Genomic DNA, 12,619 nt, shown 5'->3' on the forward strand with positions numbered 1-12,619 from the left:
CCGTGCTCAGGTGTCCGCCCGTCCCTCTCCCGCGAGGGCCGCCACCCGCTCCACCGCGAACGCGTACCCCTGCACACCGCAGCCCGCGATGACCCCGTCGGCCCGCAGCGACACGTACGAATGGTGCCGGAACTCCTCGCGCTGGTGGATGTTGGAGATGTGGACCTCCACCACCGGAAGTCCGTCACAGGTGTTGAGCGCATCGAGGATGGCGACGGAGGTGTGCGAGTAGGCGGCCGGGTTGATCACGATCCCGGCGTGGTTCAGGCGGGCCTCGTGGATCCAGTCCACCAGTTCGCCCTCGTGGTTGGACTGCCGGAAGTCCACCGTGCCGCCGTGCGCGGCCGCCGCCTTGGCGCACAGCGCCTCGACGTCCGCCAGCGTGTCGGAACCGTAGATCTCCGGCTGCCGCTGCCCGAGGAGGTTCAGGTTGGGGCCGTTGAGAACCATGATCGGGGCGTTGGCGAGGGTGCGGGGCACGTTTCCTCCGGTCCTTCGGGTCTGCCGGCCCGTCGAGGACCGCTGCTCGGACCCGGTTTATCACGGTGCGTCGAAAGGATGACGAATCGTAGGCTCCCGTCATGACGACGCCCGCGTACCCTCCCAAGCCCGTGCCCGGTGACCGGATAGCCGTGATCTCGCCGTCCAGCGGTCTGCCCGGCCTCCTGCCGCTCCCGTACGAACTGGGCCTGGAGCGGCTGCGGAAGGAGTTCGGCCTGGAACCGGTCGAGTACCCGGCGACCCGGAGGATGGGATCGACCCCGCGGGAACGGGCCGACGACATCCACGCGGCGTTCGCCGACCCGACGGTCAGGGCGGTCATCGCGTCCATCGGCGGCGACGACCAGATCACCGTACTGCCACTGCTGGACCGTGAACTGATCCGGGCGAACCCGAAGCCGTTCTTCGGGTACAGCGACAACACGAACCTCCTCGCCCTCCTGTGGAACGCCGGGATCGTCGGCTACCACGGCGCGACGGTGATGTGCGAGCTCGGCCGGCCGGGTGCCATGGACCCGCTGACCGCGGAGTCGCTGCGGGCCGCCCTGTTCACCTCGGGCCCCCACGAGCTGCGTCCCGCGAGCCGTTTCCGCGAGGTCGACATGCCCTGGGAGGCGCCTGAGAGCTTCCTCGCCGAACCGCCGACCGAGCCGGGCTCGGGCTGGACCTGGGTCCGTCCCGACCGGGTGGCCGAGGGCCGTTCCTGGGGCGGCAACATCGAGATCCTGTCGTGGCTGCTGATGGCCGACCGCGAGATCGCCCGCGATCCTTCCGTGTACGACGGCCACGTGCTGTTCCTGGAGACCTCGGAGGACATGCCCCGGGCCGACGACGTCTTCCGGATCCTGCGCAGCATGGGCGAGCGCGGCCTGCTGCGACGCTTTCCGGCACTCCTCATGGGCCGGCCGAAGGCGTGGTCGTTCGAGCAGCCCCTCGAACCCGAGGCCAGGATCCGATACGCCCGCGACCAGCGCGAAGCGGTCCTCCGGGCCGTCGGCGCATACGCCCGAGACATGATGGTCGTCTTCGATGTGGACCTCGGCCACACCGATCCGCAGATCGTCATCCCCTACGGAGGGACCGTCCGGGTCGACGGCCCGGCCAGGCGCATCACCGTCACCTACTGACACACGCCGCGCTCCCGCACGCCCCCGTAACTGATGGTCACTGTGGGTAGTTGATCCGGCATGCACGACGTACGCACCGTAAGGGCGCCTTCCATGCTGCGACTCGCGGCCGCCTCGCTCACCGGAACGGCCATCGAGTTCTACGACTTCTTCGTCTACGGGACCGCGGCGGCGCTGGTTCTCGGACCTCTGTTCTTCCCGACGTTCTCCCCGCTGGCGGGGACGCTGGCGGCCTTCGGGACGTTCGGCGTCGGCTTCGTCGCCCGTCCGCTGGGCTCGGTGCTGTTCGGGCACATCGGGGACCGGCGCGGGCGGCGGCCGGTCCTGCTGGCCTCGCTGCTGCTGACCGGCGCGGCGACCGTCGCCGTCGGCTGCGTTCCGACGTACGACCGCATCGGTGCCGCGGCTCCCGTGCTGCTTCTGGTGCTGCGCTTCCTGCAGGGACTCGGGCTCGGCGGCGAGTGGGGCGGGGCGGTGCTGCTGACGGCCGAGCACGCGCCCGCCGAGCGGCGCGGGCTGTGGTCGGCCTTCCCCCAGATCGGTCCGTCCCTGGGGTTCGTGCTGGCCAACGGCGTGATGCTGGCGCTGTCGTCGGCGCTGTCCGACGCGCAGTTCGCGCAGTGGGGCTGGCGGGTGCCGTTCTGGGCGGCGGGGCTCCTCGCGGTGGCGGGGCTGTGGCTGCGCGGTTCGCTCAAGGAGACCCCGCGGTTCCTCGAGATGGGGGACCACGCGCGTGTGCCGCTCGCCGAGGTGGTGCGCGACCACTGGCGGCTCGTCCTGCTGACGGCCGGCGGACTCGCCGTCGGGTACGCCGTCTTCTACGCGGTGACGACCTGGGCGCTCGCCTACGGCGTCGAACGGCTCGGCGTGAGCCGTGCCGTCATGCTGACCTGCATCATGGCCGCGGTGGTGGTGAAGGGGGCACTGACACCCCTGGTGGCTCTGCTGGGAGACCGCTACGGACGGCGGCCGCTGTGCATGGCGGGCTGCGCCGGCGCGGCGCTGTGGATGTTCCCGATGATCGGGCTGCTGTCGACCGGTGAACCCCTGTTGATGTTCCTCGGCTTCCTGGTGGCGCTCATCGCGTTCATCACCATGTTCGCGGTGATCGCCGCGTATCTGCCGGAGCTGTACGAACCGCGGGTGCGCTGCACGGGAGCGGCCGTCGGATACAACCTGGGCGGGGTCCTCGGGGGCGCGCTCACGCCGATCGTGGCGACGGCGGTGGCGAGCGGGGAACGCGTGCCGTGGGGCGTGGCCGCCTATCTGACGGGGATCGCGCTGCTGAGCCTCGGGTGCTTCGCGCTGCTGCCGGAGACCCGGCCGGTGCCCAGGCTGGCGGTCGCACCCGTCGCGGACTGATGGCCGGTCAGGGGTTGATGGCCAGTTCCAGGTAGGCGGCGAACACGACCAGATGGACACCTCCCTGAAGCGGAGTGGCACGCCCGGGCACGACCGTCAGCGAGCTCACGACCACGGTCAGCGCGAGCAGCACCATCTCCGTGGCGTTGAGGCCGAGGACGAGCGGTCCGGAGAGCCAGACCGAGGCCAGGGCGACGGCCGGGATGGTCAGTCCGATGCTGGCCATCGCGGAGCCGAGGGCGAGGTTCAGGCTGGTCTGCACCCGGTCCCGGCAGGCGGATCGCAGTGCCGCGATGGTCTCGGGGAGGAGCACGAGCAGCGCGATGATCACACCGACCACGGAGTGCGGCATGCCGGCCGCCTCGACCCCGGACTCGATGGTGGGCGACACCCCCTTGGCGAGGCCAACCACACCGACCAGGGCCAGGCCGAGGAGCCCCAGGCTGAACCCGGCCTCGCGGGCCGACGGGGCGTCGGCGTGGTCGTCCATGTCGATGACCTTTCCCTGCTGGGTGATCGGCAGGAAGTAGTCACGGTGCCGGACGGTCTGGGTCGCCACGAACAGGCCGTACAGCACCAGGGAGGCGACCGCGGCGAAGGTGAGTTGCGCGGCGGAGAACTCCGGGCCCGGCTTGCTGGTGGTGAAGGTCGGGAAGACGAGACTGAGGGTGGCGAGCGTGGCGACGGTCGCCAGGGCGGCTCCGGTTCCTTCGGCGTTGAACACGGCGATCCCGTGGCGCAGTGACGCGACGAGCAGGCACACGCCGACGATCCCGTTGCAGGTGATCATGACGGCCGCGAACACCGTGTCGCGGGCCAGCGTCGAACTCTTGGCGCCGCCGTCCGCCATCAGGGTCACGATGAGGGCGACTTCGATGATCGTGACCGCGACGGCGAGCACGAGGGATCCGAAGGGTTCCCCCACCCGGTGGGCGACCACCTCGGCGTGATGCACCGCGGCGAGCACGGAACCCGCGAGAACCAGCGTCACCAGCGCGACGACCGCACCCGGCAGGTCGCGCCCCCAGGTGAAGGTCAGCAGCACCACCGCGAGCACGGGCACCACGACGGTCCACCGCGCCACGAGTGACCTGAGCCGAACGATCATGCCGCGATCGTCGCAGTCGTGGGCACGCACCGCACTCCGGCGGCCCGGGGCGCCCGCCGGGATCGCGGCGGACGGACCGGGGCGGGTGCCGGGAGCGATGGCCGGTGGTGCCGCGCACACCGCTCCCGGGCGTGCCTGTCGCCGCGTTCGACGCGGTCAGACGTCAACGCTCTCCTTCGAAGAGCTCTCGGTCCGCTCACGTGCCGCCTGCTTCCTGGTGGCGGTCAGACTGGTGACCGTGGTGACCACCAGGACCGCGCAGATCACGCCGAGCGACACCGGAATGGATATCTCGGGAACGTGGAGGCCGGACTCGTGCAGCGCGTGCAGGACGAGCTTGACTCCGATGAATCCGAGGATGACCGACAGACCGTAGCTGAGGTGGACCAGCTTCTTGAGCAGGCCGCCGATGAGGAAGTACAGCTGCCGCAGCCCCATCAGCGCGAAGGCGTTGGCCGTGAAGACGATGTACGGGTCCTGGGTCAGGCCGAAGATCGCGGGGATCGAGTCGAGCGCGAAGAGCACGTCGGTGGTGCCGATCGCCAGCATCACGACCAGCATCGGCGTCATGACGCGCTTGCCGTTCTGACGGATCCACAGCTTGGTGCCGTGATAGCGGTCGGCCACACCGAACCGCCGCTCGGCGGCCTTGAGCAGTCTGTTCTCCTCGAACTCCTCGTCGTCCTCGTCGGCCCGGGCCTCCTGGATCAGTTTCCAGGCGGTGTAGATGAGGAACGCGCCGAAGATGTAGAAGACCCACGCGAAGTTCGCGATGATCGCGGCGCCGGCGGCGATGAACACCGCGCGCAGGACGAGGGCTATCAGGACGCCCACGAGGAGTACGCGCTGCTGGTACTTCGAGGGCACCGCGAACTTCGCCATGATCAGGACGAAGACGAAGAGGTTGTCGACGCTCAGCGACTTCTCGGTGATGAAGCCGGCGAAGAACTCTCCGGCCGGCTCCCCGCCGGCGAAGAGGAGCAGTCCGAGTCCGAACAGCCCGGCGAGGGCGATCCAGACGACGGTCCAGATTCCGGCTTCCTTGATCGATACGTCGTGCGGCTTGCGGCCGATGAAGAAGTCGGCCGCGATCAGTGCGGCCAGCCCCACGATGGTCAGGACCCACAGGGTCAGGGAAACATCCACTGCGCCTCCGGCAGTACGTAACGGCAGTTTTCAGCGTCGTTCGCCACCGGAGGTCTCTTCCACCCGACGCCACTCGGGGCGCTGGATGCGCCCCGAAGCCTGCGGGCCGACGCCCCGGGATCCGAATCGATCCGTACTGACGGGTGCGTCGCAATAGATAGGGAGTACTCCCCTCCGTAGGAAAAAGAGTACCCGAATCACCAAGGAAAGGTAAAGGGATTGGTAAAAGAAGAGCCAAGTTTGCTGGTCAGGGCACTTTACGGTTGCTTGGTGGAGTCGTTCGGCCTCTTGGATCGACAGGTTCACGAAGGTCAGGACGGACCGGGGCGGGGCGGCCGGCGCGGGGTCAGCGGTTCCACGACCGGCGGGCCTCCGCCACCTGGGCGAGGACCTGCTGGAGCACCTGGCTGTTCGCGGGGACGAGCGAGGGTTCGTACGTCCACGCGTGCCCGACCCACGGATCGGCGAGATGGTCGTCGGGCACCGGAGTGATCCGCAGCAGCGACCGCCACAGGGGGTCGAGCAGCGGTCCGTACGCCGCCGCGTCCTCCCGGTCGGCCACCATCATCAGATGGACGCCGACGGCAGGCCCCTCGTCCGCCAGATAGCGGAGCTGGGTGACGGCACGGTCGTCGAAACCGTGCGGGAAGTCATTGACGATCAGCAGTTGTTCGGCGGTGTCGAACCCCGGCGGCAGCGAGTCGGCCGCTCCTCCGCGCATCGCCATCTGCACCAGGTCGACGCGCTGGGTGAGACGGCTCAGTACGTCCGCCACGCCCGCGGCACCCGCGGCCGGAGGGCCGGCGAGCGCCCCGGATCGCGTCAGGGGCGCCAAGGACGAGGCCCCGGTGCCGGCCGGGTCGATGACATGCACGCTGAACTCGCCCGCCGGATACACGGCGAGCAGCCGGGCGGCGTGCGCCACGGCGGTGTCCACGGCGAGACGGCGCAGCTGGTCGGAGTCGGCGAGCGTGCCCTCGAGAGAGGTGCGCCCGCCGTCGATCCACAGACCGCGCTCCAGCGGCAGACGCACCAGCATGGGGATGCTCAGGTTCTCGGTCTCGGGCAGACGGAGGTCGCCGAGCCGCACCGCCATGGGTATTTCCATGGGGGCGCGGTAGCCGTGCCAGACCGGGTTGTCCCAGCGTGCGTAGGCCATCGGCAGCGCGGGCTCCACGACCTCGGCCTCGGCGGTGAGCTGGGCGAGGTCCCGGTCGAGAGCGGCCCGGGCCTGGTCGACCAGCTGCGCGTGCTTGGCGCGGGCGGCCTCCCGGGCGGCGTCGCCCTGCCCTCCGATCCTGCTGCGCGGGTCGGACAGGACCTGGTCGAGCTCCTTCTCCATGCGGGAGTCGGCGAAGTCGACGGCGCTGCGGTACGCGGCGACGGTCCGGGCCAGGTCCTCGAACATCCCCCATACCTGGTTGTACAGCCGCTCCTCCATGGACCAGCCTGTCGCGTCTCCCGCGACGGGCTGCGCCGGCTGCCCGGGCTGGGCGGGGGGCGCGGTCGGCGGGGGCGGCGGCGGAGCGGCGGTCTGCCGGCCGGGGTGGCTGTAGTTGATCGTGCCACCGCTGGTGGGCGACGGCGGCTGGGTGACGGAGGACGGGTCGGACTGCGCGGGGCCCCCTGGAAGACCGGTCTGCGAGGCCGTGGCGCTCCCCGGACCGGGAGGGTACGGGGTCTGCTGGGGCGGCACGGCCCCGGCAGCGGTCCCCGGTCCGGATCCGGCGTAGGGCTGATCCGGTCCGGGCGCCGAGGCGGCGGCCTGTCGTGACCGGTCCCCGTCCGGGGTCCGGGGCGGGGGCGCCGCCACCGACCGCGCCAGTCCCCGGGCCACCGCTTCGTTGATGCTGCCCGCGAGCTGCCGGGCCTCGGGGAGCCCCTGGTCGGTGAGGAGTTCGGCGAGACCGCCCGCGTAGCCCTGGCCGACCGCGCGCACCTTCCAGGCACCCTGCCTGCGGTAGAGCTCCAGGGCCACGACGGCGGACTCGGTGTCGAGACCGGTGAGGGTGTAGCTGGCCACCTCGAGACCGTCGAGGCCGGTGACCGCGACGAAGGGGGCGGCGACAGCGCCGAACTGGACCGGGCCGCCGACACCGGTGGGCAGCGCGAGCAGCACGCTGACCCGGTGCACGTCCTCCGGCAGGGCGTCCAGGTCGAAGGCCAGCCGGTGGTCGGCCGCCGCCTGCTTGGAGACCTCGAGCCCGGGGAGCGTGGGCGCGCCCGGGTGGGCCACCCATTCGACGCCTCGGACTCTCCCCTGCTCGTCGCTGAGCGTGGCTCCTGCCACGATCGGCTTCCCGGCCGAGATCCGGACCTCGAGACGGACCTCCGGGAGCGGGTGGTTCTGCCCCCTGACCAGCTCGGCCGTCATCGTCTTGTCCCCCTATGTCGCTGTGTGGGTGTGCGTCGGCCGCTCAGAGGTGCGGCAGGATGGCGGGCATCAGGTCCTGGAACGTGCGGCCGTTGGCCGGCGTACCGAGGGCCGTCATCTGCCAGCCGCTTCCGGAGCGGTGCACCTTCGCCATGATCTGCGCCGTGTACTGGCCGCCACCGGCCAGGGTGTAGCGGGCGAGCTCCTGGCCGTTGGTCTCGTCGACCAGACGGCAGAACGCGTTCTGCACCTCCTGGAAGGTCTGGCCCGTGAAGGAGTTCACGGTGAAGACGATCTGGTCGATGTGGACCGGGACGCGCTGCAGGTCGACGAGGATGGACTCGTCGTCACCGCCCTGGCCCGCGCCGCCCACGAGGTTGTCACCGGTGTGCCGCACCGAGCCGTCGTCGCTGACGAGGTGACGGAAGAACACCACGTCGACGGGCTGCTTGTCCGCGAAGAGCACGGCGGAAGCGTCGAGGTCGATCTCCCGGGTGCGCGAGCCGAACAGGCCGCGCCGGGGGGCCGCCTGCCAGCCGAGACCCATACGGACCGCGGTCAGCGTGCCCCCGTCGTTCTTCTGCAGACTGATGGCCTGACCCTTGGTCATGTTGACCGTCACGCGCTGTTCCCCTCTCGAACTGTCCCCTGTTGCCGCGGGATCCGCGGATGAACAGAACCCTACGCAGCGGCACTGACAGCGCCGAACCCTGGGGCGGACTTTGTGTCGGTCTTGCAACACACCGCGCGTCGTCCGAGGTCCGGCGCCATCGGACGGCCTCAGGCGATTCCCGCCTCTTTCATCTGCCGCAGTTCCTTCTTCATCTCGGACACCTCGTCGCGCAGACGGGCCGCGATCTCGAACTGGAGGTCCGCCGCCGCCGCGCGCATCCGTTCCGTCAGGTCCTCGATCTGCTGGGCGAGTTCGGCCGCGGGACGGTCGGTCGGCGTGGCGTCCTTGCCCTTGGCGGACTTGGCGGCACGGGTCGCCTTGCCGCCCAGCGCGGGCACGGGAGCCTTGGCGCCCTTGCCGTCCTTCGTCTTGCGGTAGCCGGAGCCGAGCAGCTGCTCGGTGTCGACGTCCTCACGGGCGATCTGCGCCACGATGTCGTTGATCTTCTTGCGGAGGGGCTGCGGGTCGATGCCCCGCTCCTTGTTGTAGGCGATCTGCTTCTCCCGGCGGCGGTTGGTCTCCTCGATGGCCTTCTCCATCGCCGGGGTGATCTTGTCCGCGTACATGTGGACCTGGCCGGAGACATTGCGCGCCGCGCGGCCGATGGTCTGGATCAGGGAGGTCCCTGAGCGCAGGAAGCCCTCCTTGTCGGCGTCGAGGATCGCCACCAGGGAGACCTCGGGGAGGTCGAGCCCCTCGCGCAGCAGGTTGATGCCGACCAGGACGTCGAACTCGCCGGCACGCAGTTCGCGCAGCAGCTCGACGCGGCGCAGCGTGTCGACGTCGCTGTGCAGGTAGCGCACCTGGATGCCCAGTTCCAGGAAGTAGTCGGTGAGGTCCTCGGCCATCTTCTTGGTGAGCGTGGTGACCAGGACGCGCTCGTCCTTCTCGGTGCGCTGCCGGATCTCGTGCACAAGGTCGTCGATCTGGCCCTCGGTGGACTTGACGATCACCTGGGGGTCGATCAGGCCGGTGGGCCGGATGATCTGCTCGACGTGGCCGTCCGAGCGGGACAGCTCGTAGTTCCCCGGGGTCGCCGAGAGGTAGACGGTCTGGCCGATGCGCTGCTGGAACTCCTCCCACTTCAAGGGACGGTTGTCCAGGGCCGAGGGCAGTCGGAAGCCGTGGTCGACGAGGGTGCGCTTGCGGGAGGCGTCACCCTCGTACATCGCGCCGATCTGCGGAACGGTGACGTGCGACTCGTCGATGACGAGCAGGAAGTCGTCCGGGAAGTAGTCGATCAGCGTGTTCGGCGGAGAGCCGGGTTCACGGCCGTCGAAGTGCATCGAGTAGTTCTCGACACCGGAGCAGGAGCCGATCTGGCGGAGCATCTCGATGTCGTACGTCGTCCGCATGCGCAGGCGCTGGGCCTCCAGGAGCTTGTTCTGCTTCTCCAGCTCGGCGAGGCGTTCCCCCAGCTCCTTCTCGATGTCGTTGACGGCGCGCTCCATGCGCTCGGGGCCCGCCACGTAGTGGGACGCGGGAAAGACGTAAACCTGGTTGTCGTCGCTGATGACCTCGCCGGTCAGCGGGTGCAGCGTGGACAGTGCCTCGATCTCGTCGCCGAACATCTCGATGCGGACCGCGAGCTCCTCGTACACCGGGAAGATCTCGATGGTGTCGCCGCGGACCCGGAAGGTGCCGCGCGCGAAGGCCACGTCGTTGCGGGTGTACTGGATGTCGACGAAGCGGCGCAGCAGGTCGTCACGGTCGATCTCGTCGCCGACCTTGAGGCTGACCATCCGGTCCACGTACTCCTGCGGCGTGCCGAGGCCGTAAATGCAGGACACCGAGGCGACCACGACGACATCGCGGCGGGTCAGCAGCGAGTTGGTCGCGGAGTGGCGCAGGCGCTCCACCTCCTCGTTGATGGAGGAGTCCTTCTCGATGTAGGTGTCCGACTGCGGGACGTAGGCCTCGGGCTGGTAGTAGTCGTAGTACGAGACGAAGTATTCGACCGCGTTGTTCGGCAGCAGCTCGCGGAACTCGTTGGCCAGCTGGGCGGCCAGCGTCTTGTTCGGCGCCATGACGAGCGTGGGCCGCTGGAGCTTCTCGATCATCCAGGCGGTGGTGGCGGACTTGCCGGTGCCGGTCGCGCCCAGCAGGACGACGTCCTTCTCGCCTGCGCGGATGCGCTTCTCCAGGTCGGCGATGGCCGTGGGCTGGTCACCGCTCGGCTGGAAGTGGCTGACGACCTCGAAGGGCGCCACCGAACGTTCGATCTTGGATACGGGCCGCATGGATCCACCGTACGACCCCGCACCGACAACCGGGCCCGGTCACCTGTTCTGCGGGGTCCGCGAGCGGCGGTACGCGCGCTCCCGCACGGGATGGACGGCCGGACGGCGGCCGGCGTGCGCGAAGCCGGGACGGGCCGGGACGCCCGGCCGTCCGATCTCCGCGGGGCGCCGGTCGGGCTTGCCCGCGACCATCCGCGGATCGAACATCACGACGACGCCCGCCAGGCAGAGCAGGGCCAGGGGGCCGATCATCATGGGCGCGAGCAGCGCGGCCGCCGAGTCCCCGGCGGGGGTGCCGTCGGCCGGGCCGTGCAGATGCACGCTGAGCGCCGCCATGCCCGTGTAGTGCATGCCGCTGACGGCCAGCCCCATGACGAGACTCGCCCCCACGCTCCAGAGGAATCCACGCACTTGCCCGGCGGCCCAGAGGGCGGCGATGGCGGCCACGACGGCGATGACGACCGAGGCGGAGACGGTGAGGGTGTTGTAGGCGAGCTTCCCGTTGAGCCGCATCCCGGCCATGCCGAGGTAGTGCATCGAGGCGATGCCCAGGCCGGTGACGGTCCCCCCGGTGAAGAGCGCCGTCCCGGTGGCGCCCCGGTGGCCGACGATGAAGATCCCCGCGCCGACCATCAGGACGGCGACGCCCAGGCTCGCGAACGTCGTCGGCCTGTCGTAGTGGACGGGGCTCTCCTCGACGGTGAACCCCATCATCGCGATGAAGTGCATCGTCCAGATGCCGGAGGCGATCGCGACCGAGCCGAGCACGAGCCAGCCGGCCCGCCAGGGGCCGGCGACGAGCATGGACCTGGTGGTGCAGCGAAGGCCCAGCGCTCCGCCCAGGCAGGCCATGAAATACGCCACCAGCGGTGTGACGAGTCCGTAGGTGAAGCCGTCGACCGTGCCTTGCATGCGCGGCTGCCTTTCCCGCCCTGTTGCTCCCGAACCACCCGAAATGCCCCCGCGGCCCGAACCGCCGGAGCGGACCGGGTTGAGGCAGAGAGTATGGCCCCCACCGGAATGGTCGAACGATAATCCTGCAAACAATCACGACCTCTCCCCAGTTGTGCGGTGCCGGCGAACGGACTTGAGCAACTTCATTCAATCCACGGCCATCCAGCCTCCCCCCTCCGTCGACCCTCTGCTGTCAGTCTTGTACTTTCAGTGACCGCCGATGCGAGGAGAACGCATGCACGCGCGCGTTGCCGCCGCCACGACCGCCGCGCTTCTCGGGGGAGCCGTTCTGATAGTGCCCAGCCCTCACGCCAAGGCCGGCAACCGGATCACGACACCGCTGGTCGTCGCCCACCGCGGTGCCTCGGCCTACGCTCCGGAGAACACCCTGGCCGCCGTCGACCGCGCGGCCAGGCTGGGGTTCGACTGGGTCGAGAACGACGTCCAGCGCACCCGTGACGGTCGGCTGGTCGTCCTCCACGACGCCTCGCTGGCGCGCACGACCGACGTCGAGACGGTCTATCCCGGCCGAAGCCCTTGGAAGGTCAAGGACTTCACCGCGGCCGAGATCGCCCGCCTGGACGCCGGGAGCTGGTTCGGCCCGCGGTTCGCGGGCGCGAAGGTTCCGACGCTGCGGGAGTACATGGAACGCGTCTCGCGCAACCACCAGAAGCTCGTCCTGGAGATCAAGAACCCCGAGCTGTACCCGGGCATCGAACGGCAGACGCTCAGGCTCCTGGGCGACGAGGGCTGGCTCGACCCGACGCATCTGCGGGACAGGCTGATCGTCCAGAGCTTCAGCGCGGACAGTGTCCGCACCGTGCACCGGCTGCGGCCCGGCATCACGACGGCCTTTCTGGGGACGCCTCCGGTCACGCGGCTGCCCCGATACGCGGAGTTCACCGACCAGATCAACGCCGATCACCGGTCGCTGTCCTCCGGCTACGTCTCGGCGGTCCACGCGCTCCGCGGTCCGCACGGCCGGATGAAGGTCTTCGCCTGGACCGTGGACGACGCGGCCACCGCGCGGCGCCTGGCGGGCATCGGCACGGACGGCATCATCACGAACAGGCCCGACGTGATCCGCGCGGCCCTGCGTTAGCGTGCCCTCGTCCGGGGCGTGGACGGATTCCG

At 69.8% G+C, this 12,619-nt stretch carries 10 protein-coding genes; 3 read left to right on the plus strand and 7 right to left on the minus strand.

The features are described from left to right. Nucleotides 1-6 precede the first annotated feature (6 nt). Complete coding sequence (aroQ, locus tag ACICHK_RS11400) at nt 7-480, minus strand: type II 3-dehydroquinate dehydratase (RefSeq protein ID WP_151474033.1); 474 nt, start codon at nt 478-480, stop codon at nt 7-9. 101 nt (nt 481-581) lie between these two features. Here aroQ and ACICHK_RS11405 point away from each other — a divergent pair, with 101 nt between their 5' ends. After that, a complete protein-coding gene (locus ACICHK_RS11405) occupies nt 582-1,628 on the plus strand; it encodes a S66 peptidase family protein (protein WP_406836804.1) in 1,047 nt (348 codons plus the stop codon). A gap of 60 nt (nt 1,629-1,688) precedes the next feature. Further along, a complete protein-coding gene (locus tag ACICHK_RS11410; protein WP_406836805.1) occupies nt 1,689-2,990 on the plus strand; it encodes an MFS transporter in 1,302 nt (433 codons plus the stop codon). A 7-nt stretch (nt 2,991-2,997) separates the two neighbouring features. On the opposite strand, the gene ACICHK_RS11415 is transcribed toward ACICHK_RS11410, so the two are convergent. The 6 genes from ACICHK_RS11415 to ACICHK_RS11440 all read right to left on the minus strand — a co-directional run bounded on the left by ACICHK_RS11415 (nt 2,998) and on the right by ACICHK_RS11440 (nt 11,443). Beyond that, entirely contained in the window at nt 2,998-4,098 is a 1,101-nt protein-coding gene (locus tag ACICHK_RS11415; RefSeq protein WP_406836806.1) for a calcium:proton antiporter, read from the minus strand. 156 nt (nt 4,099-4,254) lie between these two features. After that, entirely contained in the window at nt 4,255-5,244 is a 990-nt protein-coding gene (locus tag ACICHK_RS11420; protein WP_406836807.1) for a TerC/Alx family metal homeostasis membrane protein, read from the minus strand. Nucleotides 5,245-5,590: 346 nt separating this feature from the next. After that, nucleotides 5,591-7,618 carry a TerD family protein gene (locus ACICHK_RS11425; protein WP_406836808.1) on the minus strand — a complete coding sequence of 676 codons (2,028 nt, stop codon included), beginning with the start codon at nt 7,616-7,618 and terminating at the stop codon, nt 5,591-5,593. A 43-nt stretch (nt 7,619-7,661) separates the two neighbouring features. Next, a complete protein-coding gene (locus tag ACICHK_RS11430; protein WP_103553382.1) occupies nt 7,662-8,240 on the minus strand; it encodes a TerD family protein in 579 nt (192 codons plus the stop codon). A gap of 158 nt (nt 8,241-8,398) precedes the next feature. After that, nucleotides 8,399-10,531 carry an excinuclease ABC subunit UvrB gene (gene uvrB / locus ACICHK_RS11435; RefSeq protein WP_406836809.1) on the minus strand — a complete coding sequence of 711 codons (2,133 nt, stop codon included), beginning with the start codon at nt 10,529-10,531 and terminating at the stop codon, nt 8,399-8,401. A 39-nt stretch (nt 10,532-10,570) separates the two neighbouring features. Next, nucleotides 10,571-11,443 (minus strand): MHYT domain-containing protein, encoded by an 873-nt coding sequence (locus ACICHK_RS11440; protein WP_406836810.1) that lies wholly within the window; start codon nt 11,441-11,443, stop codon nt 10,571-10,573. A gap of 277 nt (nt 11,444-11,720) precedes the next feature. On the opposite strand from ACICHK_RS11440, the gene ACICHK_RS11445 reads away from it, so the two are divergent. Next, entirely contained in the window at nt 11,721-12,587 is an 867-nt protein-coding gene (locus tag ACICHK_RS11445; RefSeq protein WP_406836811.1) for a glycerophosphodiester phosphodiesterase, read from the plus strand. Nucleotides 12,588-12,619 lie beyond the last annotated feature (32 nt).

This window comes from Streptomyces sp. AHU1 (assembly GCF_045343905.1).
Classification (GTDB): domain Bacteria; phylum Actinomycetota; class Actinomycetes; order Streptomycetales; family Streptomycetaceae; genus Streptomyces; species Streptomyces triticiradicis.